The organism is Oceanirhabdus sp. W0125-5, from assembly GCF_027938815.1.
Taxonomy (GTDB): Bacteria; Bacillota; Clostridia; order Clostridiales; family Clostridiaceae; genus Oceanirhabdus.
On record NZ_CP115913.1, the window covers coordinates 5674987 to 5699699 of the forward strand.

Consider the following 24713-nt stretch of genomic DNA (forward strand, 5'->3'; position numbering starts at 1 on the left):
GTTAGATTCAGTTCTTATGACATAACAAATCTCTGTTCCTTCTATTTTAGGTACTCAAAAAACCGTATCAATCTATGATACGGTTCATCTCAACTAATCCTAATATTTATGCCCAACATTTTTAAAAGAAATAGATTTCCCTTTTATAGTTATCTTCTCTAATGCTTTAAGTACTACATCACCTTTACCTTCAAATATCTCAATATAAGTACAAGTCTTTTGAATATCTATAATTCCAATATCATCGTTAGTGATTCCATTGATAGAACATAATGCCCCTATAATATCACCTGCTCTAAGCTTTTTATTTTTACCTGCATTTAACCTAATTCTGCTTATCTTCTTATTTAACTTTTCAGCTCTATCTTTCTTTTCTTTTGGCTTTCTTCTATACATATTAGGAAATGTTTCTTTACTCTCTCTTACCTCTAACTCTGTTGGAATTTCAGCTTTTTCAATAGACAACTCTATATACTCTTCTATTCTTTCAAGCATACGCTGATCTCTCTCAGCAACAAAAGTTACAGCCTTACCACCTTTTCCAGCTCTGCCAGTTCTCCCTATACGATGAACATAACTTTCATTCTCTACAGGAATATCATAATTAATTACTAATGAAATATCATCTATATGGATACCACGCGCAGCAACATCTGTTGCTACAAGAAAATGAAACTTACCTTTTTTAAAATCCTTAATTGTTTGTAGTCTAATCTCTTGTTCCATACCACCATGAAGACCTTCTGCAAAGTATTTATTTTTATTTAAAAAACGTTGTACTTTCCTAACAGTTTCTCTAGTATTACAAAATATAATACAACTTTCAGGTCTTTGCGTAATAATTAATCTATTCAATAAACCATTCTTATTATTTTCTTCAATTTCATAATATACCTGATTAATCTTTTCTAATGTTGACTCTTCAGCTTGTATTTCAATTCTCATTGGATCTGACATATATGACTTGCATATTTCTTGGATTTTCTCTGGCATTGTTGCAGAAAATAATAATGTAACGCGATCTTTAGGTAACTTATTAATTATATTTACCACCTGATCTATGAATCCCATATTAAGCATCTCATCAGCTTCATCTATAATAAGATATTTAATTTTATCAACATCTATAGTACCATTTTCTATATGTGCGTTAACCCTACCTGGAGTTCCAGAAATCATATGAACTCTTTGTTTTAATTCTCCAACTTCTATTCTCATTGGATGTTTTCCATATACAGCTGCACATCTAATTTTCATGTACCTTCCTATATTCCCAATGTCCGTTTTCACTTGAACAGCAAGTTCTCTTGTAGGTGTTAAAATTAGCACCTGAGGATCCCTTGAATTAGCATCTACATTTTCACATAATGGTATTCCAAATGCTGCTGTTTTACCACTTCCAGTTTGTGCTCTTACTATCAAATCTTTATCTTTTAATATGTATGGTATTACTTTTTCTTGAACTTCTGTAGCATATTTAAACTCTAAATCTTTTAATGCTCTTAAAATATCATTATGAAGTCCGAAGTCTGTAAATCTCTTTTTATTCATCCAATTAACCTCTCATTATTTAATATGTTATTTTACATTAGTTTTTTAATTTTATCATAATACCTCTAATTATATTTTTGCATACATGTGAGTATATCATACTTTTTCTTTATATACATCTTTGTATAAACTTATTGTTAGTTATAATTATAATCTTAATTATAAAAAGTTTCCTAAATAAAAAACCGCACCTATTTTATGATACGGTTCACTTCACATATTATTTTTCAGGAATAACAGCATATATAGCAATGTTTTCCTCTGATAATGTACAAATTATTTCAGGTATTTGTTGTATTGCAATTTCTATTTTAAATCCATATTCCAACTCTTCAATATTATTTATGTAAGGAATATTATCTATAATCTTTCTTGTGTTTTTCTTATCTGCTACTTCAAAATATACTGTTATCTTATCATTGCTATAATCAAATGGCGTTCCTTTAACAGATTCAGGTTTCATATATATCACCCCTTTATTAATAATATATACTTTAATAATATATACTTTAATCATAACATTAACTCAAGTATACACTAAATACTTTAAGACCAATATTATTCTTTATTTCAAAGTAATTACATGAGTCTTATTAAGCCATTTACCCTCTTTTACTTCTCCAGCGTTAATCATAATTTTATTCCCTGAAGGATTCCACTTAAGCTCTGTTTCTATGTCTAAGTATGAAGTAGATAATTGATTTCTTTTATTCTTTTCAAGATCAATTAGGAAAAGCCCTTCCTCACCTTCTCCTCTTGAATTTACAATATAAGCTAATTTGGATCCATCATGTGACAAGCTAGTTCCGTATATCATTCTTCCTTCAGCTACTACATCTTTATTTTTTCCTTCTAAATCTACAAGTAATAGACTGTTCTTATCTTCCTTTAGATTACTTGTTTCAAGAATGAATTCATTTCCTTTTAGAGATAGGTGAAAGTCCATCACCCTATCTTCAATAAATAATTTCTTTTCCTTTGTACTTATATCATATACCTTCATCTTCCTATCTAGCTCATTTTGCGTAGTATAATATATCCTGTTTCCAAGTTTTATGGCTTTACTTATGTTTTCTTCATTTTCTACATCTTCAATTTTTGTTTCTTTTCCATTTATATTTATTATATAGAAACCAGTACCTTTATCAGGCATTACTAATTCTTCATTATTAACCCATATAGCTTCTGATAATTCACTGGCATAAAGCCCCTTCACTGATGCCTTAATCTTTCCTTTAAGGTTTAAAATATACCCAATTTGCCTAGCTTCATTAACATAAAAAACCTTCTTTTTATCCGGTGAAATATTAATATGTCCATATGGTAAGTTTTCAGGAGATACTATTTTTTCTTTTAAAAATGGAATATTTCTTAAATCATAGACTTCATCTTGAATTTCTTTCTCTATTTTTTCATCCTCTATTATCCCAAATATCTCATTATCCTCTAACCAACCGTATCCTTTTACCTTTTCATAGACTTGAATTTTATCAACAACATCTTCTCCTACAGTGTGATTTTTATCTAGTATAACCGTTATTTTTTTATTTCCTTTCTCAATAGTTTTACGTCCAGGTTCCTGCTCTTTTGTGCATCCAGCAAAAAGAATCAAAGTGCTTATGAGTCCTATAAATATTGATATTTTTATTTTTTTCATATTTCACATCACCTACTTTAACTTTTCAAAAAAGCAGAGGTTCTATTCCCTCTGCTTTTAAATTATCCGCTCTTAATTTAATATTCACATCATTATTTCCATTCTTTCATTAAGTAAACAGCAATAACTTTCCCTGTATTAGAATCATATTGTACATGTAAAACAAGGGATTCATAATCAAAATTACTATATGCAGAACCAGCGTCCTCTGCTGTTGGTTCCCCGTATGCCTTTTTAAAATCCTCAATATCTCCACCAATCTTTGCTCCATTGAAATCAATTTCGCTATTTTGGGTAAAAATTTGGTCTACAGTCTTTCCATCTTCTATAAACCAAACTCTAATATCTGCCTTTGAAAATTCAAGTCCACCTTCATCAATAACAGTAGGTTCTTCTTCCATAGCATCAATGATTTCTTCCCTGCCTAATCCAATTAACTTAGCATAGTATTCAACAGTGTTTTTGTCATTATCACTAATAGTTACTTCTTCTTTAGATGTTTCTTTTTGAGACCCTTCTGCTGATATTATAGTATCCTGATTTGTGTTGTCCTTCTTCTCATTACTTTCCTGATTATTTGTGCACCCTATCATAGTTATACTTAATAATAAAGTAATACATATCATAATTATCTTTTTCATATTTCTAAACCTCTTTTCTATAGTATCTAATTTAATCTTTTTCAATTAAGGCTATTATACAAAATAAATATTTCAAAAATATATAGACTTATTTCAAAAGTGTAAACTTTTTAGGAAAGAGGAAAAGATACTGATACAGTTGTACCTTCTTGCTTTGTATCTTTTATAAAAATAGTACCTCTTTGCTTTTCTACTAATTCTTTTACAATAGCAAGACCTAACCCCGTTCCCCCATGTTCTTTAGAGCGATTTTTATCTACAGTATAAAATGAATCAAATACTTTTTCTCTATCTTCTTTGGGTATTCCTTTTCCTGTGTCACTTACTTCTATATATACTCTTTCTTTTTCAATATAATTGGTTATAATAACTTTCCCTTCAGGAATATTGTATTTTATCCCGTTATCAATGAGATTCACAAAGATATGTATTAAACTTTCTTTATCCCCTAAAATAACTGCCTCTATTAACTTCTCTTCTAAATGTATATTGAATTTTTGTGCCTTTCCCTTCATTCTTTCACTAATATCTTCAATCACATCTTTTATATCTATTTTCTCCTGTTGAAGTTGAAAATCATATTTTTCTAGTGAAGATAGATATAAAACTTTATCCACTAATTCATATAGTCTACTAGTTTCTTTTCCTATATTAGTCTTAGCATCTTTTATCAACTTAGGATCATCTTCATACATATTTAATAGATCAATATAGGCTTTAATTACCGTTAATGGAGTCTTGAATTCATGTGTAATATTTCCAATAAAAGTTTTCTGCTGTTTTTCTAGTTTTTTCAGTTTTTCTACTGCTAATCTTAACTTCTTTTGTTCTTCTTCCATTTCATAAATGCTTTTTTTAATCTGATTATTCATGTAATAAATACCTTTACTCAGCTCTCCTATCTCGTCATTTCTTTCAATAGGAACAATAAAATCATAATTTCCAGTCCTGATTTTATCTACATCACTCTTTAACATTAATATAACCTTCACAAATTTATGAAAATACAAATATGCTCCTAAAAAACTCAATATAAACACAGTAACCCCTATAATGATGAACAGTCTTCTTATTTCATTATAAAAATCAATATATTTTTTTAGAGAATACTGAAATCGAATAACTCCTATCTGCCCCTCTGAATCATAGAGTGGTGACATATAATCCATTGTGTCCCCAATAACTTGATATGCTATGTTGTCCTTTAATGCATATGATAGAATATCCTCTGTATCTCTTTCACTAGAGAAAAGCAGTGAATTACCTATTTCCTTTCCTGATATATCATAAACTGCAATATTCATACTTATCATAGAATCTAACTGCTTTGCAATATTTTCTCCATTGCTTTGTAAAAACTCTTTTAATTCCTTGTAATCTTTTGAGTGGTACAATTCTCTTATATAAATATTTGCAGTTTTTGCTTGTTGAGCTAAATAGCTTTCCTGCTCTTTTCGCTGATTTTTTTCTATTCCATGAAGCATTAAGATACTCAACATGGATACTGTCAAAAGTAAAAGCATAGCTAAGAAAATACTGAATTTTGTCCTAATGCTCATCTTCATAAAAGTCACCTGCTGCCTTATACCCCACTCCAAATACTGTATGTATTATTTTCTGATAGTCAGTGCCCAGCTTTTTTCTTAATCTTTGAATATGAATATCAACTGTACGAGTACCACCAATATACTCCATTCCCCAAACTAAATCTAAAAGTTCTTCTCTTGTATATACTCTCTCCAGATTGGATAATAAAATTGTAATCAAATCAAATTCTTTAGGTGTTAATTCTATAGATTGCTCTTGAAGAATCACTTTTCTTTGTTTTACCATCACTCTTAAATCTTTAATTACGATTTCCTTAAGCTCTGATTCCTGTGTCGTCATTTGTAATCTTCTTAATAATGATTTGCTTCTTGCTATTACTTCTCTCATATCAAAAGGCTTTGTAATAAAATCATCAGCTCCAAATTCTAACCCCAAAACTTTGTCCACAATATCATTCTTAGCAGTTAATAAAATAATACCTATATCAGCTCTATTGCTTATTTTTTTACATACTTCAAAACCATTGATTTTGGGCATCATTATATCTAAAATAACCAAGTTAGGTTGAAAGCTTGTTATCTTATCTAATGCTTCCTTTCCATCACAGGCTATCTCCACAATATACCCTTCTCTACGAAATCCATAAGCAATTGCATTAGCTATACTCTTTTCATCATCCGCAATTAATATTTTATCTTCCATGTTCCAACACCATGCTCCTTTTTTATAATACATCTATTATTTAACTTTTCATTTCTATTATTTTTTCTTTAATACTTGGCATACATCACAGTATATCATACTTCTACTATCCGTATGTATCTACTTAATTTTTAAATATAAAGTAGATTGTATGAAAATACATTTTTTAAAACATAATTCTAGAACTTTTTTCCATTTAGTACTATAATATTTAATGAAGGGTGGTTATAATATGATGAAATATATAAAAAAAATGAACTTATTGTTTTATTTTATAATTGGAATATTCTTTATGGAAAATATTTTGAGAGTTAGTACCACTGGAGGTTTTTTTTCTTCTGGATTATTATTTTCTTTTTTGTTTTCCATTTCTATAGCAATAATTTTTTATATTATCTGCAGCTTTTTTGAAGATAAAATCAGTTACATATTAACTTGTATTTTTCTTGGATTTTCAGCCCTGATTTATTCTTCACAACTTATTTACTTCAAATTTTTCAGGACCTTCTACAACTTATATTCTGCAGGAAATTCAACTCAAGTCTTTGAATTTTGGAAAGACATTCTAACACTTATTGCTAAAAACTTCATATGGATTTTATTGATTTTTTCACCTTTCATACTAATTATAATTATAGGAAAGAAAATATTGACCTTTGAAAAAATTAAGATTTCTTATAAAATAGCCCTATTTTGCTGTATTTTTTTATCCCATGCTATAGGAGTCGCTAATGTTTATATTGGTGGTAAAGGATTGAATTCACCATATGACTTATATTTTAAAAGTAACAACCCCATTCTTTCCGTGGAGAAGCTAGGGTTAATTACAACTATGAGAATTGATCTCCAGAGAATGATTACTGGATGGTCACCAGTTTTCGAATCATCATCCTTGTCTTTACTCACATCACCTCCAGAAAAAAAACAAGAGGAAAATAAAATAAATGAAATGGATTTAGACAAATTTTATGAAATAGAGAATGATATTAGCAATATTATCAAACAAGAAGAAAAAACAAAAATAATTGAATATAATACTATGAATATAGATTTCGAAAATCTCATTGCTAATGAAAAAAATGAAGTTATAAAAGACATGCATAAATATTTCAACATAGTACAACCTACAGCAATGAACCAGTATACGGGAAAATATAAAGGGTACAATCTTATACTTATTACTGCTGAGAGCTTTTCTCCTTATGCAGTCAGAGAAGATCTTACTCCAACATTGTATAAAATGATTCATGAAGGTTATAATTTTACAGATTTCTATAATCCTATATGGGGTGTAAGTACATCTGATGGTGAATATGTAGCATGTACAGGTCTCATTCCTAAAAGCGGCATTTGGAGTTTTTATAGATCTGGAAAGAACTATCTACCTTTTGTAATGGGAAATCAATTTAAAAGTTTAGGATACAAGACAATGGCCTATCACAATCATAGCTATACCTATTATAAACGTAATATTTCTCATCCAAATATGGGATACGAATATAAAGGACTTGGCAATGGTCTTAGTGTAAAAAATACATGGCCTGAATCAGACCTAGAAATGATGGAAAAAACAGTATCAGATTATATCAATGATCAACCTTTCCACACATATTACATGACTGTAAGCGGTCATATGCAATATTCTTTTAATGGAAATTCCATGTCATTAAAAAATAGAGATGTGGTTAAAGATTTACCCTATTCAGAACAAGCCAAAGCATATATAGCCTGTAATTTTGAGCTTGAAAAAGCTATGACATATTTATTAAATGCTCTAGAAGAAGCTGGAATATCAGATAAAACACTTATAGCACTTAGTGCTGATCATTACCCTTATGGACTTGAAGACAAGACATTTGAAGAACTGGCTGGTCACCCTGTAGAAAAGAACTTTGAAATTTTCAAGAGTCCATTTATTTTGTATACAAAAGGTATGAAACCTACAACTATAGACAAACCCTGTTCAAGCCTTGATATCATACCCACACTTTCAAACCTTCTTGGATTAGAGTATGATTCCAGACTTCTTATGGGAAGGGATATATTTTCTGATTCAGAACCTTTAGTAGTCTTTCTAAATAAAAGTTTTATAACTGATAAAGGACGCTATAATTCAAAAACAGGAGAATTTATCCCAAACGAAGGAGTCCAATTTGATGATGAGTATATTAAAAGAACTTCTACAATAGTAGATAGTAAATTTCATTACTCTGCCAAGATACTTGAAACAGACTACTATAATAAAATCTTGAAAAGAAATTGAGAATTGATAACTTTAAAACAAATGTATAATTGATAATGGATAATGTAAAATGATGGATGCTTCTCACTTACGTGAGAAGCTACATTTTTTTGTTATTTAAAACAAAAGGGGTTTACTCATTTTATCTGTGATAAAATATTGTATTTAAAATACAATGTTTCATCAAAATGAAACGAGTAAACCCTTCTTGTCCAACGAACAATAAGATTAAAATTTCTCGGAGAGAAATGTCAATCATTCTCCATTCTACATTCTCAATTCTACATTAGATTAAAGTTCACCTTTAATCTCCTCGTATCCTTTAACTATCCTTTCTAAATCTTCTTGATTCATAGTATGATTAGAAAATTTAGCTTCATTATAAACCTTTGTAATATCATCTATTTCACATTCTTTATCTTTTATATGGTTCTTTGTTGAATGATTTAACTCCCTCGCGGTCATACCATCTTTATATAATTGATTTTTATATGCTTTATTTTGAAAGTTTCCAAATATATAATATATCTGTTCTCTAACACTACCTTTACCATTTAGATAATTCTTGATAGATTTTAAAACTTTACTCTTTTTCTTGGGTTTAACTATTTTGATTTTCTCACGAATTTCATATTGATTATTTGATTTACCACTAACTATATACTTCTTAATTTGTTTATAAACTATAACTATTATTATAACTAATATTATTATTTTAATAATTTGTACAACTGTTTCTGGAGGCTCTTTAATTGCTTCATAATCATATTTATACTCTGGGAACTCCTTCTTCAGAGTATCTGAAAACCTTGTTTTGCTCTGCATTTTTTCAAATGTCTCTTTTGCCTTTTCTATATTAAATTTACTTCCTAAAAATGCCCAAAAACCCATAGTTAAAGAAACAAATTTAATAGCTAATTCAACTAAAAACAATAATATAGTACTAATAATTTTTACTATTACTTGTTTGAAAAGATTTTCAACTTTTTCTGATATAATTAAAAAAAAGAAAATCACAATTCCCACATTCATATTACGCATTTTCTTATCAATTAAATTATGAGAATAACACCTGGTTTCTCTAAGCAATATTATATTTGATATCAGCAACATTAAAATATATTTTATTAACTCTTCAAACAACTTATGTTTCAAATAAAAAATTGACACTACTATAGTAATTATTGCAATACCTAAAGCTAATTGACCAATATTTTTAACTGAACTGTATTCCATAATAGTATCTTTAGTATTATATATTAATATTAAAACTAACAATACATATATCATACTAAATAAAGCCATATTTAAAGTGTATTTATTAAAAAGTACTATAAAAGATGCTATGCTTGGTATTATCAAAGCTATAATACCATATTTGTGGTTTTTCTTTAGTATTTCATAAATTATCATCAATGAAATACTAGCTATAAATGATATAATAAATAATAAATGATTTACTTTAAGTATAAATATTATATTCACTACATCACACCAAATAATATACATTAATAGATTCAAAAATAACATTTGAAATCCTTTAATCTCTATCTGCCTATTCATTATTTGACCTCCTGTGAACATTCAAGTTTCTCTATCCCTTGAATAGAAGGTAAATTCAAATCATTGGACACATCAACAATTTTTAAATTAACACCTCTTCTTGATAATTTGTTTAATATAAAAATACACTCATCATCTAAATAAGGAGTAACAACAACATATATTGCATTAGTATTAAAATATTTTATCTTCCTCATTAATAGTTTGTTAAATTTACCTAATGGGACATAATCCATTCTAGCTCCTAATTCTAAAATCTTCTCCATTGAATTTAGTGAGGAAGGTACCTCTTCAATATATCCTGCTGCTAGAGATTTGGTACTTGCATTGGTCCACATTCCAACCGCTACCCCTTCTTTTAAGCATTTATCTGCTAATGAGATTGATACACTAATAGTTCGTTCAACTACCTCTTCTGAAATATTCATAAAAACCTCTTTATGACTCTGAATATTTGCAATAATTATAATCTCTTTATCAGAAGTATAATCATACTCTTTAGACATAAGTTTATTCATCTTTAAACTTGATTTCCAATGAATATCCTTCATTCTATCTCTACCACAATATTCTCTAATTGATTTTATATATAGGGGATCATGATGTATCCACCTTCTAACAACATTATCTCCTATAATATTCATAGATTTAATGTTAAAACTACTTAAGTCTTTAATTGTAGGATATACTAAAATCTCATGTGGATCTTGTACTTTCTGTGATTTATCAATCAAACCAAAGAAATCTCCAATATTCTCCTCAATATCTTTAAATATATATGTTCCTCTCTTATCAATTCGAACTGTATTTTTTCTTTTAATTCTCTCATATCCATATATTGCACATTTGTGAACCATTCTAATAGAATCACAATCCTCCTGAACCTTTGTATTATCCTTGAATCCAAATTCTTTTGGTAAAGCTTCTTTTATTAATAAAAATATAATTGGAAACTTCTTTTTATTTTCTATAATTATTTCATATTCAATTTCTTCACCAGAAAATATCTTATTAGTTTTTATATTTCTTCTCACTTCTAAGTCTTCAAATCCCTTGGATATTGTTAAATGTGCAATATTAAATACCATTATGATAAGTAAGAAAATGAATGCTACTTTAAAAAATATTGCCCCTGCTCCTGTCAACATACATACTGGTATTATTAATATTAACCCAAATAGAAGTATCCTTGTAAGTTTGTCCATATTATCACCTACTTTTCTACTTCTTCTAAGGGAGCCTCAATGCTATCTAATATTTCTTGAATTATTTCCTCTGCTGCATTCATACCTATACCTATATCATTTTTTAGTATAATTCTATGACTTAAAACTCCAACAGCCATATCCTTTACATCTTCTGGTATCACATAATCTCTTCCATTTACAGCTGCATGTGCTTGTGATGCTTTCATTAAAGCAAGTGCTGCTCTTGGACTACATCCTAATTCTATTTGTAAGTTTTCTCTAGTTTCATTAATTATGTTAACAATATATTGAATAATGTGTTCATTTAAATGAACTTTTGTATAGTTTTCTTGAACATATTTTATATCCTCTAATGAAACAACAGCTTCTAATTCTTCAAGAGGATCATTTTCCATAAATCTCTTTAATAAATTTTTCTCTTCCTCTTTAGTAGGATATCCCATAGAAAGTCTAATGAAAAATCTATCTAACTGAGCCTCAGGTAATGGGAATGTTCCAAATTGCTCTACTGGGTTTTGAGTAGCAATAACAAAAAACGGCTTGTCTAATTTGATAGTGTTACCTTCTACTGTTATTTGATGTTCTTCCATACACTCTAGTAATGCTGATTGAGTTCTTGGTGTTGCTCTGTTAATCTCATCCGCTAATACTATTTGACTTAATAGAGGACCTTTTCTAAATTTAAACTCTTGTTCCTTCTGATTGTAGTAATATATCCCTGTTAAATCTGCAGGTAATATATCCGGGGTAAATTGAATTCTATTAAAGCTACAACTAAGTGTTTTAGCTAAACTTCTTGCTAATTTAGTTTTCCCTAAACCAGGTACATCTTCTAATAAAACATGCCCTGAACATATAAATGCTACAATAATTTTATCTATTTTATCTTCTTTCCCCACAATAACCTTACTAATATTAGTATTTACCTTCTCTCTAAATTCTTGAAATCTCCTTATCTCCATCATACTTCCCCCTTAATCAACTTAATATCATTCTAATAATTCCATTATACTCTTTTTTATTTAATTTTACATATTTCTTACTGTAATGCAATGATAAAGCAGCATGATGAACATGCTTAAAACAAATGTATAATTGATAATGGATAATGTACAATGATGGATGCTTCTCACTTATATGAGAAGCTACATTTTATTCTTACTTAAAACAAAAGGGGTTTACTCATTTTATCCGATATAAAATATTGTATTTTAAATACAATGTTTCATTCAGAATGAAACAAGTAAAAACATATTATCCAAGGAACAATAAGATTAAAATTTCTCGAAGAGAAATGTCAATCATTCTCCATTCTACATTATCCATTATCCATTAAATTAAAGTTCACCTTTAATCTCTTTATATCCATTGACTATCATTTCTAGATCATCTTTCTCCAGTGTATGATTTGAAAATTTAGCCTCATTATACACATTTGTAATATCATCAATTGCATCATCTTTATCTTTTATTTGATTCTTTGTTGCATTATTTAACTCCCCAGCTGTCATACCCTGTTTATATAATTCACTTCTATATGCCTTGTTTTGAAAATTTCCGAATACATAATATATCTGTTCTCTGATAGTACCTTTACCATTTATAAAATTCTTTATTGATTTTATAAATTTATTCTCTTTTTTATGTTTTACAATTTTAATTTTTTCACGTATTTCATCTTCCCTCTTAGAAGTTGCACCAACTATATGCTTTTTAATAAGCTTATAAATTATAATTAGTATTATAACTAATATTATTTTTTCAATTACATACATAGCATTTTTAACTGTTTCTTCATTTAAATTTGAAACATATTCATAGTCAACTACTTCCTTAAACTCTGAAAGTTTCACTTCTCCGTTGGACTCACCCTGTCTTTCACCTGATAACTTCAGTAGTTTAAAAAAATACTCCCAAACTCCCTTAGTTAACATAAAAAAAGCATAAGTTATTTTCTCCAAAGCATATGAAAAAGTTTGATAACTTATTGAAAATACTTTCATAATAAGTTTTTCAACTTTTTCTGATAGTATTATAAAAAAGAAAATTACAACTCCAATATTCATAATACGCATCTTTTTATCATTTAAATTATATGAATAACATCTTGTACCTCTTAATAAAATTACATTTGATATAATTAACATTAAGATATATTTTATTAAATCTTCAAATAAAATATTTCTTACGAAAACAATAGAAATAACTCCAGTAAATAATCCTGCAATGATTGCTATTTGACCAAATTTTCTAACTGAACTATATCCCATAATAGTATCTTTAGTCCTATATATTATTATTAAAACCAGTACCCCATATATCATATTGAATATAGTTATATCTAATTGATATTTACTATAAAATATCAATAAAATACTTATGCTTGGCATAATCAATGCAATAAAATTATATTTGCTCTTTTCCTTAATTATTTCATAAATCACCATCAATAAAATACTAGCTATAAATACTATTATGAATAATGAATGATTTACTTTGAACATAAAAAGTATATTCACTACGTCACACCATATAATAAACATCAGTAGATTCCAAAATAAAGTTTGAAACCCTTTAATTTCTCTATCTAAATTCATTATTCCACCTCCCCAGTACATTCAAGCTTCTCTATTCCTTGAACAGAAGGCAAATTCAAATCATCAGAAACGTCAATAATCTTAAATATGATACCTCTTCTTGATAATTTTTTTAATATAGAGATACTCTCTTCATCTAAAAAAGGAGTTACAACAACATATATTGAATTTGTATTAAATTGATTTCTCTTTCTCATTAATAGTTTGCTAAAATTCCCTACAGGAATATTCTCCATTCTAGCTCCTAATTCCAGAATCTTTTCCATTGAATTTAGTGATGGAGAAACCTCTTGAATAGTTCCGTCTACAAGAGATTTTATATTTGCATTGGTCCACATACCAACAGCTACCCCTTCTTTTAAACATTTATCTGCTAATGACACTGATAAACTGATAGTTCTTTCAAAAATTTCTTTTGAAATCTTCATATAAAATTGCTCATGGCTCTGTATATTTGCAATTATCATCACCTCTTTATCTGAGGTGTAATCGTACTCCTTAGCCATGAGTTTATTCATCTTCAAACTTGATTTCCAATGAATATCCTTCATTCTGTCTCTGCCACTGTATTCTCTAATTGATTTTATATAAAGAGGATCATTATGTATCCATCTTTTAACAATATTATCCCCTAAAACATTCATAGATTTAATTCTAAAGCTGTTTAGCTCTTTTATTCTAGGATACACTAGAATTTCCTGAGCATCTTGTATATTCTGTGATTTGTTAAATAACCCAAAAAAATCTCCAATCACAACCTCCATATCTTCATATATATATGTTCCTCTTTGATCAATTCTAATATTTTTTTTTCTTTTTATTCTCTCATATCCATATATTGCATAATTATGAATCACTCTAACACAGCCAAATGTTTCTTTAAATCTTTCATGATTTATAATTTTCAATTCTTTCGGCAAAAGTTCTTGAATTAATAAAAAAATAATTGGAAATTTCTTTTTATTTTCAATTATCATTTCATATTCAATTTCTTCTCCACAAAATATCTTATTATTTTTTATGCGTCTTCTTACTTCTAAATCTTCAAACCCTTTTAATATTGTCAAATGTCCTATTTTAAATACAATAATACTCATTATAAAAAGAAATAACATTTTAATAATTATAGCTCCAGATGAAAACACAAAAAAAGGAAAAATAAATATTAATCCCATTATAATAAGAGTTATAATTGCCTTCATATTATCACCTACCTCCCCTTTTAAATTCAGAAAATTTAAAATATTTACTTATTATATAATTATATTCTTTTTTGTTTTTATTTACAAATTTCATTCTTGTAATGAAATAAAAAAAACTGCAAGTAGATAAACCTACTTACAGCTTTTATTCCTAAATCACTGATTATCTAAAAGACAATAATTTTAAAATTTCTCGAAGAGAAATATCAATCATTATACATTCTCAATTAATCATTTGTTTGACTACTCTATCATCGAAATACCTTATTAATGAGTAACATACAGGTTCAAAATGCTTAAGCCAAAATCTACGAGCGCTCATATTCATAGACTCAAAATCAACTGACATTCTTTCATACCCATTATCAATAGTCCATTCATTTGCCTTATTAAGCAAAAGTTTTCCTATACCTAATCCTCTAACTTTATCAGTAATATGTGCTATCTCCACGCTTACAGTACCATTATCACGAACAATAGTACATGCATTATCTCCATTAATAACAGTTTTCATGATACCTACTATTTCTCCATCATATTCTGCAACCCAGAGAGTGATTTCATCATCATTAATCCATTCCTCAATGCTCCCTGATGTTTCACCACCATTAATATTTAAACAGATTGGAGCTTTAAACATGTATTCTTTGAACTCTTTAATTAAATACTCAATATGCTTTATATCCTCATATTCAGCTTGCCTAATTTCTGCATTTACTAAACAGTTTTCAATAGACGTAGGCTTTCTAACAGCATCTATAACTAACATTCCATATCCATTCATAAATAATCCATCTATAACTTCTTTATCATGTCCAAGACATGTTATGCAGTTTGAAACACATCCTTCTTCCTGCCATTTTAAAGAAATTCTTTCATACATCATTTGATAGATTTCCTGTCTATTTTCTTTAATAGCTGCATGTCCCCACTCCGGTATAAACGTCCCCTTATTAGAGCACTTATATTCAGAAAACTCACCACATGCCAAGAATCCCACAACAGATTTATCTATAATAGCTACAACACCATAACCCTTTTCAATTATATAATTTATTAATCTAGTTACATTTTCTATTTCCCTATATTTTAAAGGTGCTATAGAATGCTTTATAAGGAATTCCTTATAGTTCTCAATAAATAAATCCACAGCCTCTTCTAAATATGCTTTTTCTAATACTTCTATCCTAATATCTTTAACATTTAATTTCATTATTAAGTAACCTCCATATTATCTATTTTTAATAACTATAGTGATTACTTAATTCTTAAATGCTGTTTTCTTAATAAATGTTGTTACTTTTAAAGTTTTTTTAATTACAACAACACTCCTTTCTCTTCTTTGACTTTATTATTAAATTATACCATATATTTTCAATATTCTATACAATAACGTCTTTATTTTCAATATTTCTTAATGCCATATACGCCACGAATAATCCAACCAACATCATTGCTATAGGTATTATAATAATTGATGATATTGTAAAACCACCATTGTTAGAATATAAGAAGCCTGATAATAATACTGCTGATAGAATTGTTGCTACGGTTGATTTTTTTCTCATACCAAAGTATAGAGGTATCATAGATATAGCAGAATTAGTCAAAGCTGAAACTGTAAGAGTTCCTAATTGTGCAATTTGCATTTTATATGTTAATTGTCCTAAAGTTGAATTAGTGATTAATTGGACTATATAAAAACTAATAAACAAAAGTATTGTAGAAATTATTATGCTTATGAATGTAAAAATACCTATAATAATTAATTTTGAAATCAATAATTTTTTTCTATTTACTGGGTAAGTAAATAATAAGGTTATTGTTTTATTTTTATACTCAGATATTATAAGTTCAGATATTAGAACACTCGCATAAATCATAAAAGTAACATTTGTGAAGGTAGTAATAACACTAAATAACTCATTGTAATCTTTAAAAACTATTTTTCCTTCAACATTATCAATGAAAAATATTAAACACAATAATACAAATATACTTAAATTACAGATTGTACCTATCTTTATTTTATTTTTAATATTAAATCTTTTAAGTTCTAATTTTAATAAATTAAACATTCACTAATCCTCCCTTTGTTAACTTTAAGAAATATTCTTCTAATGAACTTTGTTTCCTTGTAATAGATTCTATTGATACTCCATTCATAATCAATGTTTCTGATATTTTAGTTGGTGTGATATTTGAAGCATATATTCTTATTAAATTATCATTCATTACTTTAAAGTTAGAAATATTAAGTTTATTATTCAAAATATATGATGCCTTTGATGTATCCTCAATTACCATCTCAATAAATTCAAAATTATTTTTTCTGATATTCTCCATAGAAACCTCTTTTACTAGCTTTCCATCACTAATTACCCCTATTGTATCTGCAATTTGTTCTATCTCACTTAAAATATGGCTAGATATTAATATAGTAATACCATATTCGGTACTGAGCATCTTGAATAAATCTCTTAATTCTTTAATTCCCATTGGATCTAGACCATTAATAGGCTCATCTAAAATTAATAACTCTGGTTTTGTAATTATAGCTCTCGCTATCCCTAGTCTTTGCTTCATACCAAGAGAGAATGCTTTAACTGGTTTTTGATTAATCCCTCTCAAATTTACCATTTTTAATACTTCATCAATAGATTTTTTATTATGATACCCCATATACTCACAATGCATCTCCAGATTCTCTCTTCCTGTTAATTTTTCATAGAATATTGGGTTTTCAATTATTGTCCCCATTCTTTTTAGCGTTTCATAGGAAGTATTAGTTAAACTTTCATTAAAAATCTCTATCTCTCCTGCTGTTGGTTTTAGAAGATTAGTTATAAGTTTCATTACTGTTGTCTTCCCTGCTCCATTAGGTCCTAAAAAACCATATATTTCACCTTTTTTAATATTCATATTTACATTTGAAACTACTTCTTTCCCATCAAAAACTTTAGTTAGATTATGTGTTTTTAATATATATTCCATTTAAACTCTCCTTTCAACTATGGATATCATACTGTGAAATTTGATTTTTACTTGTTCCAAAATCTCAGGGTTCTATGAGTTCTGGACAAGTATAAATCAATTATTGAACTGATATCTCTTACCTTATACATTTATTCTACATTATGGATTTATCTTTTTAATTAAGTAAATCTAACAAATTTCTAAAGTTACTATTATATTGCACCTATCCTTGTGGAACCTAAAAAGCACTTGTTGGAATCTTAATTCCATCAAGTGCTTAATTCTATACAATAACATCTTTATTATCAATATTTTTAAGAGTTACATATACTACAAAAATACCTATGAACATCATTGTTATAGGTACTATAATAATTGATGATATTGAAAAACCATTATTGTTATTAGAATATAAGAATACTGATATTAAAACTCCAGATATAATTGTTGCTACAATTGATTTTTTTCTCATACCAAAGTATATAGGTATCATAGCTATAAATGAATTTGTTACCGCTGCAACCATAACACTTATTAAGTGTTTATAAATCATATTAGAAGTTACCTGTACAACCATCGTTTTAGTAAATATTTGGATTATATAAAAGCTACTGGATAAAAATATTGATGAAATTATTATATTTAAAAATGTGAAAATAAAAATAATAATTAACTTTGATATTAAAATTTTCTTCCTACTGATTGGATAAGTAAATAATAAAGTTATTGTTTTATCCTTATACTGAGATATTATAAGCTCTGCTATAAGAACACTTGCATAAATTATAAAAATAATGCATGGTACTGTAATACGAAGTTGATTCAATATAATATACGTTTCAATGTTTCTTCCCAATTCAGCTATACCTGAAAAGAATATAAGTGACACTACTCCTACTATACACAAATTACATATAACTGCTATCATTATTTTATTTTTTATATTAAATCTTTTAAGCTCTAGGTTTATTAAATTAAACATTAACCAAACCTCCATTTGTTAACTTTATATAGTGTCTTAATTAATAATTAATCCTTTTTAATTTCAAAGAAAAAGTTGTTTTCTCATAAGGAATACTGCTTAAACTTATTTCACCATTCATCTTTTCAACAAGCCTTTTAGTTATGGTTAGCCCTAAACCACTTCCTTGAAATTCTTTATTTCTAGAATCTTCAAGAGTATAAAGTCTTTCAAAAATCCGATCTTTATGTAACTCATCAATACCTCTGCCTTTATCCCATATATCTATATATATCCACTCTTCATCCCCACTTAGATCTATTCCTAGTGATTTCCCTTCATATCCATATTTAATAACATTAGATATTAAGTTATTTAGTATTCTTTCCATAGCCTCTTCATTGCTTAAAGCATATAAATTTTCTGCTGGGATGTTAATGTTAACATCAAATCCTTTATCTGAGAGAATATCATAAAATGATAAAATATTTTTTCTACAGATTTCACTAATATTAATTCTAGTAATAGAAATTTCCTTATCTCCTGACTCTATCTTTGATAATGTGAAAAATCGATTAATTAACGCCAACAATTCTGAAGCCTTATTTTGTACATTAGATAAAAATATCTCTTTTTCCTCACTACTTAAATTATCATTTATGCTTAATGTTTCAATATATCCTAAGATAACTGTAAGAGGAGTTTTAAAATCATGTGAAATATTCGATAGCATCTTTCTCATTGATTCCTGTGTACTTTTATGGTCAGCAATTACTTTTTGATTATGCTCCAAAACATTGTTAATTTGAACTAATATCGAGGTCAAATAATCATCATCAGTAACAACCAATAATTTTTCTGAGGAATTTTTTTGGATAATACTTTCAAGCTTCTTTTCAATATATGATAAATTATTATTTCGTTCTTTTATAGAAAAATACTGAAAACAAATTACCGCAATTAATATAACAATAATTAACCCTAGAATAATAATCATCTTAGACCTCTCCTAACTTATATCCAATTCCCCAAAGGGTTTTTATATATTTAGGACTTGAAGGATTGTCCTCAATCTTTTTCCTCAGTCTTTGTATATGCACATTAATAACACTCTCTTCACCTAAATAACTATCATTCCAAATAAGATTATACAGCTGTTCTTTAGTAAATACTCTTTTAGGATTTTTTATAAAAAGTTTAAGTATTTCAAACTCTTTTGCTGTTAGTTTTATTAACTCACCTTTCTTTGTTACTGAATAATTATCTAAATCAACATTTAACTCTCCTAATTCAATAATTTTCTTGCTCTCATTGTTTTGAGATTTAGAATAAGTATTGGCACGCCTTATTGAAGCTTTAACTCTTGCTAAAAGTTCAATCAATGAAAACGGCTTGGAAATATAATCATCTGCCCCCATCCCAAGAGCAATAGCTTTATCAACATCGCTGTCTTTAGCAGACATGATTATAATAGGAATTAAACTTTTTTCTCTAGCTAATCTCATAAATTCCATTCCATTAAGTTTAGGAAGCATTAAATCAAGTATAATAAGATCATAAGTTTCTTTTAAAAATTTGTTTATAGCCTCTTCCCCATCAAATGCAGTTTCAACTACAAATCCTTCCTTTTCTATATGATTTTTCACCATTTCATTAATAGATTTATCATCCTCAACAAGAAGTATTTTATTTTCCATAACATGTCCACCTCTTTTTATTGTATAAATTAATACCCTTTAACAAACTTCTCTTTAATTGTATCTTTTTTCCTAATAAAAATATATACATAATATAAAAAAGCTGAAGATAAATTATTTATCTTCAGCTTAACATCTAGTTAGATAAAATTACATTGAATTTATAGTAAACTATGTAATTAGTTGCTAAAATAATTAATAAAGAATAAAAACTATTGACCTTCCTGTTACCGGAGATATTATGCTTATAGAGAAAGGAGGTTATTTTATGGATAATATTACTCTTAAAGTTAAAAACCTTACTAAATCTTATGGTGACCTAATGGCAGTTAATAATATAAACTTTGAAATCAAAAAAGGTGAATTTTTTGGATTACTTGGTGCAAATGGCGCTGGAAAATCAACAACAATTGAGTGCATTTTAGGTACTAAAACTCCAGATAGCGGTAGTGTAGAGGTGTTAGGTTTAAATCCTCAAAAAAATCGAAAACAATTATTTGAAAAAGTAGGTGTTCAATTTCAAAAATCAAGTTACCAGGAAAAATTGAAAGTAAAAGAAATTTGTGAGGTAACCGCAGCCTTATATAAAAAACCTGATGATTATAAAAAGCTTTTAAATCTCTTCTCCTTAAAAAAGTTAGAAAATAGATCAATTACGGAACTCTCAGGGGGAGAATATCAAAAGTTAGCTGTTTTATTGTCACTAATTCCAAAACCAGAATTTTTATTTCTAGACGAGCTAACCACTGGACTTGATGTGAAATGTAGAAGAGAAGTGTGGAAGCATTTAATTAGGTTAAAGGGTTCAGGTATTACACTAATGCTAACCTCTCATTATATGGATGAAATACAAACCCTATGCGATAGAATTTGTATTTTAAGAGAAGGTAGAATTATGGCACTAGGAAAAATCCAAGAAGTAATAAATATGACTCCATATAGTACCTTAGAGGATGCATATCTATATTTTACGGGAGGAGATGATATACTTGAGGGGCTTTAAGACTTTAATTAAAACAGAAATAAAGCTATTATTTAGGAATGTAGATACACTATTTTTCGGTGTTCTATTTCCTGTAGGATTAGTTTTAGTTGTTGGAGCTATTTGGGGTGGAAAACCGTCACATTCTGGCTCTGAATTCACTTTTTTAGAGAATAACTTTGGTGCCTTTGTGGCAATAGGAATATGTGCAACAGGTCTAATGGGATTACCTCTTTGTATTTCTGATTATAGGCATAAAAAAATACTGAAAAGATATAAGGTTACTCCTGTTAGCCCAGCTGTATTATTATTTGTACAGATTGTAGTAAACATTATTGTGGCCGTTTTGTCAGCTGTATTAATTTACTTAGTTTCTACATCATTGTTTCACTATAAGATGACTGGATCAATTATTAAGTTTATACTTGTATTCTTTCTAGTATTAATATCAATTTACTCTTTAGGAATGGCAATAGCAAGCTTCTCTCCAAATATTAAAGTGGCAAATATGTTATGTGTATTACTTTATTTTCCTATGTTATTTTTATCTGGAGCTACTCTTCCATATGAGAAAATGCCTATTATTATGCAAAAAATAGTTAATGTTCTTCCTTTAACTCAAGGAATAAAGCTTCTTAAAGCGTCTGCTCTTGGAGTTGATACTGGAAATATTCTTTTACCATTGAGTGTTATGATAGGTTTAATTGTATTATGTATACCCCTTTCAATCAGATATTTTAAATGGGAATAAATTAGGAGTGTGATTTATGTATAGAATTGGTCAATTCTCGAAAATAAATAGAGTTACTATTAAAACGCTTCACCATTATGATGAGGTTGGACTACTTCCTCCTGCATATGTTGATGAGGAAAATGGTTATAGATACTATACTTCTGATCAAATGCTTACACTGCATAAAATTATTTCACTAAGAAATATGGGATTCTCAATTAATGAAGTAATTTCAGTTATAAATAATATAAGTATCTTAGAAATTTATGAGCAAAGAAAAGCTGAGCTTGAGGCACAATTGGTAGAATCACAAAAGCAACTTTCTCTTATTAATTATTATATTTCAGAATTAAATGGAGGTACGAATATGAACAATTATCAGATAATAATAAAAGAACTACCTCAATGTATTGTTTATTCAAAAAGAATCAAAGTTTCAGGGTATCATGAATATTTTGAACTGATACCTCAAATAGGTAAAGAAATTCTATCTATAAATCCTAATCTAAAATGTACCTCTCCAGAATACTGCTTTATAATTTATCACGATGGCGAATATAAAGATAATAACATGGATATTGAATTCTGCGAAGCTGTAAAGAATTATGGTAAAAACACAGAGACAATTAGTTTTAAAACCATTGAAAGTACAACTGCAGCATGTGTTTTGCATAAAGGACCTTATGACACAATTGGAAATGCTTATGCGTATATTTTCAAGTGGATAGATGATAATGATTATACCATTTCAGGAAATCCTCGTGAAAGTCATATTGATGGAATTTGGAATAAGGACAGTTCATCTGATTGGTTAACAGAAGTTCAAGTACCTATTAAACAAAAAAATAATATTTAAATATATAAATACTTAATTTAAAAGCCCAAAATCAATGAGAAATTGGGCTTTTGTATAAATTTTTAATGTAGTGGATTTTTATATTCCTCTGATACTTTTTTAGTCTTTTTCTTAGCGTTAGGACAAGTACAAGTTTCTGGAGTACATACACATGCACCTTCACCACAATTCACTATAGCATAATTCTCTTTCATAGCCATTGTCATATCATCTATGGCTCGTAAACTTGAAGTGATTTCTCCTTTAGTAGGATGAGGTTTATTTTCGTTATTAATTATATTATTATTGTTATTCATTTATATCACCTCTCATTTTTTAATATATGGAGTTTTTTAGTATCACTTAAAACCCTATAATTAGTTTGTCCTATTATATTAAAAGAATTCTACTAAAATATTACCTATAGAGTTTCTATAGTTAAACTTAATTTATACTTTTTGCAAAATAGCATAAAAAATAAAGGAACTAATTAATTCCTTTATTTTAAAATTTTGATTAAAATTGAGATAAAATAAAAGTGTTGCAAAGTAAAATAACTTTTATTATTTTATAATTTATAGTAATCAACTTCTCTAAGCCCTACTTTACGAATATCATTCAACTCCTGGGCATTCATCAGTCCACACTTATATAGATTTAAATATTCTTGAGAAGCACTTTGATTGAAAACCAGCATATCATCTGTATTTATTGTAACTGGTATTCCATAATCATATATTTTTCTTATAGGATGAGCTTCATAACTTTCTACCACACTGAGCTTAACATTACTTGATGGACAAATATTTAATTGAATTTTATGTTTTGACAGCCAGTTCAAAACAAATTCTGAATCTGCAGCTGCTATCCCGTGGTGAACTTCATCCAGCTCTAGTTCTTCAACAGCTTCCATAACATCATCAGCTGTTCCAAATTCTCCAACATGCGCTCTCAACCTAAGCCCATGTTCCTTTGCTTTTCTGTAAATCTTCTTGAAATTTTTTACAGGCTGCTCAAATTCACCGGAGTTAATATCCAAAGATTTGAACCAGTTGTACGAAAGTACTTCATCCAATCTTGAATATTCTTTATCAACATCACACCTCCAGGTAAATGCCAACTCCGGCAGCAATATTGTATTTGGTGCTAATTCCTTATTAAAGCTGTTCATTTTATCTATGAACGCATCTACAGGCATGCCTCCAATAGTCATTTCCTCATCAAGCCCAAAACAGGGCGCGAATACACTGATATTATCATCCGCAGCTTGTACAAATCCAGCCTCCAACCTCTTTATATAAGGGCATTTCATTTTTATGTTTTCTCTGAACCATTCATCCATGTGATACATAGATTCAAATTTTGAAGGTGGCGGATCAATCTTTAAATTAAATTTTGAGGAAAAATAATTTATATTACCTCCCCTTCCTAAATGATTATGCAGATCACTTTTTTTTATTGAACTTAAACCTCTTAAATCATGATTTTTTAAAAATTCTTCAAACTGCTCATTCATAATATGCCTCCTTAATAAATAGGTATATAAATAATCGTTAGTTCACAATATTATACAATTCGTCTATGAATAAGTTTATCATATTATAGAAAAATCTCAAAA

Annotated in this window: 23 protein-coding genes; 4 read left to right on the forward strand and 19 right to left on the reverse strand. The window is 28.1% G+C overall.

Annotated features, from left to right (window positions below; genetic code table 11):
- Positions 1 to 99 precede the first annotated feature (99 nt).
- The 6 genes from OW730_RS26350 to OW730_RS26375 all read right to left on the reverse strand — a co-directional run bounded on the left by OW730_RS26350 (position 100) and on the right by OW730_RS26375 (position 6132).
- Entirely contained in the window at positions 100 to 1551 is a 1452-nt protein-coding gene (locus OW730_RS26350; protein WP_271227032.1) for a DEAD/DEAH box helicase, read from the reverse strand.
- Between the two features lie 220 nt (positions 1552 to 1771).
- Positions 1772 to 2014: a hypothetical protein gene (locus OW730_RS26355; RefSeq protein WP_271227033.1), complete on the reverse strand. Its 243-nt coding sequence runs from the start codon at positions 2012 to 2014 to the stop codon at positions 1772 to 1774.
- A 102-nt stretch (positions 2015 to 2116) separates the two neighbouring features.
- The gene (locus tag OW730_RS26360; protein WP_271227034.1) at positions 2117 to 3208 is read right to left on the reverse strand and encodes a hypothetical protein; all 1092 of its coding nucleotides are present in this window, start codon (positions 3206 to 3208) and stop codon (positions 2117 to 2119) included.
- Between the two features lie 92 nt (positions 3209 to 3300).
- Complete coding sequence (locus OW730_RS26365; protein ID WP_271227035.1) at positions 3301 to 3849, reverse strand: hypothetical protein; 549 nt, start codon at positions 3847 to 3849, stop codon at positions 3301 to 3303.
- 110 nt (positions 3850 to 3959) lie between these two features.
- Entirely contained in the window at positions 3960 to 5414 is a 1455-nt protein-coding gene (locus OW730_RS26370) for a sensor histidine kinase (RefSeq protein WP_271227036.1), read from the reverse strand.
- Positions 5398 to 6132: a response regulator transcription factor gene (locus tag OW730_RS26375; RefSeq protein ID WP_333781250.1), complete on the reverse strand. Its 735-nt coding sequence runs from the start codon at positions 6130 to 6132 to the stop codon at positions 5398 to 5400. The genes OW730_RS26370 and OW730_RS26375 overlap by 17 nt, the downstream gene beginning before the upstream one ends.
- Positions 6133 to 6331: 199 nt before the next feature.
- On the opposite strand from OW730_RS26375, the gene OW730_RS26380 reads away from it, so the two are divergent.
- The gene (locus OW730_RS26380) at positions 6332 to 8362 is read left to right on the forward strand and encodes an LTA synthase family protein (protein ID WP_271227037.1); all 2031 of its coding nucleotides are present in this window, start codon (positions 6332 to 6334) and stop codon (positions 8360 to 8362) included.
- Positions 8363 to 8632: 270 nt separating this feature from the next.
- Here OW730_RS26380 and OW730_RS26385 read toward each other — a convergent pair whose 3' ends face one another.
- From OW730_RS26385 to OW730_RS26435, 11 genes are all read right to left on the reverse strand, one after another.
- Positions 8633 to 9904: a hypothetical protein gene (locus tag OW730_RS26385; protein ID WP_271227038.1), complete on the reverse strand. Its 1272-nt coding sequence runs from the start codon at positions 9902 to 9904 to the stop codon at positions 8633 to 8635.
- Positions 9904 to 11109: a DUF58 domain-containing protein gene (locus OW730_RS26390; RefSeq protein ID WP_271227039.1), complete on the reverse strand. Its 1206-nt coding sequence runs from the start codon at positions 11107 to 11109 to the stop codon at positions 9904 to 9906. Before OW730_RS26390 ends, OW730_RS26385 begins: the two co-directional genes overlap by 1 nt.
- Before the next feature lie 8 nt (positions 11110 to 11117).
- Positions 11118 to 12074: an AAA family ATPase gene (locus OW730_RS26395; RefSeq protein ID WP_271227040.1), complete on the reverse strand. Its 957-nt coding sequence runs from the start codon at positions 12072 to 12074 to the stop codon at positions 11118 to 11120.
- Between the two features lie 375 nt (positions 12075 to 12449).
- Positions 12450 to 13709: a hypothetical protein gene (locus OW730_RS26400; RefSeq protein ID WP_271227041.1), complete on the reverse strand. Its 1260-nt coding sequence runs from the start codon at positions 13707 to 13709 to the stop codon at positions 12450 to 12452.
- Complete coding sequence (locus OW730_RS26405) at positions 13709 to 14911, reverse strand: DUF58 domain-containing protein (protein WP_271227042.1); 1203 nt, start codon at positions 14909 to 14911, stop codon at positions 13709 to 13711. The genes OW730_RS26400 and OW730_RS26405 overlap by 1 nt, the downstream gene beginning before the upstream one ends.
- A gap of 223 nt (positions 14912 to 15134) precedes the next feature.
- Positions 15135 to 16124: a GNAT family N-acetyltransferase gene (locus OW730_RS26410; protein WP_271227043.1), complete on the reverse strand. Its 990-nt coding sequence runs from the start codon at positions 16122 to 16124 to the stop codon at positions 15135 to 15137.
- Positions 16125 to 16293: 169 nt separating this feature from the next.
- Positions 16294 to 16989, reverse strand: a complete 696-nt coding sequence (locus tag OW730_RS26415; protein WP_271227044.1) for an ABC transporter permease — start codon at positions 16987 to 16989, stop codon at positions 16294 to 16296.
- The gene (locus OW730_RS26420) at positions 16982 to 17905 is read right to left on the reverse strand and encodes an ABC transporter ATP-binding protein (RefSeq protein WP_271227045.1); all 924 of its coding nucleotides are present in this window, start codon (positions 17903 to 17905) and stop codon (positions 16982 to 16984) included. The genes OW730_RS26415 and OW730_RS26420 overlap by 8 nt, the downstream gene beginning before the upstream one ends.
- Before the next feature lie 265 nt (positions 17906 to 18170).
- On the reverse strand, positions 18171 to 18869 hold the full coding sequence (locus OW730_RS26425) for an ABC transporter permease (RefSeq protein ID WP_271227046.1): 699 nt from the start codon (positions 18867 to 18869) through the stop codon (positions 18171 to 18173).
- Positions 18870 to 18909: 40 nt separating this feature from the next.
- Positions 18910 to 19845 (reverse strand): sensor histidine kinase, encoded by a 936-nt coding sequence (locus OW730_RS26430; RefSeq protein ID WP_271227047.1) that lies wholly within the window; start codon positions 19843 to 19845, stop codon positions 18910 to 18912.
- A gap of 1 nt (position 19846) precedes the next feature.
- Positions 19847 to 20545, reverse strand: coding sequence for a response regulator transcription factor (locus tag OW730_RS26435; protein ID WP_271227048.1), 699 nt, complete (start codon positions 20543 to 20545; stop codon positions 19847 to 19849).
- Positions 20546 to 20813: 268 nt separating this feature from the next.
- On the opposite strand from OW730_RS26435, the gene OW730_RS26440 reads away from it, so the two are divergent.
- The 3 genes from OW730_RS26440 to OW730_RS26450 are packed head-to-tail and all read left to right on the forward strand — an operon-like array spanning position 20814 to position 23116.
- The gene (locus OW730_RS26440) at positions 20814 to 21548 is read left to right on the forward strand and encodes an ABC transporter ATP-binding protein (RefSeq protein ID WP_271227049.1); all 735 of its coding nucleotides are present in this window, start codon (positions 20814 to 20816) and stop codon (positions 21546 to 21548) included.
- A complete protein-coding gene (locus OW730_RS26445) occupies positions 21526 to 22278 on the forward strand; it encodes an ABC transporter permease (RefSeq protein ID WP_333781251.1) in 753 nt (250 codons plus the stop codon). The genes OW730_RS26440 and OW730_RS26445 overlap by 23 nt, the downstream gene beginning before the upstream one ends.
- 16 nt (positions 22279 to 22294) lie before the next feature.
- A complete protein-coding gene (locus tag OW730_RS26450; protein WP_271227051.1) occupies positions 22295 to 23116 on the forward strand; it encodes a MerR family transcriptional regulator in 822 nt (273 codons plus the stop codon).
- 62 nt (positions 23117 to 23178) lie between these two features.
- Here the strand turns inward: OW730_RS26450 and OW730_RS26455 are convergent, their stop codons facing one another.
- Positions 23179 to 23412, reverse strand: coding sequence for a hypothetical protein (locus tag OW730_RS26455; protein ID WP_271227052.1), 234 nt, complete (start codon positions 23410 to 23412; stop codon positions 23179 to 23181).
- Positions 23413 to 23663: 251 nt separating this feature from the next.
- Positions 23664 to 24611, reverse strand: a complete 948-nt coding sequence (locus tag OW730_RS26460; RefSeq protein WP_271227053.1) for an adenosine deaminase — start codon at positions 24609 to 24611, stop codon at positions 23664 to 23666.
- Positions 24612 to 24713 lie beyond the last annotated feature (102 nt).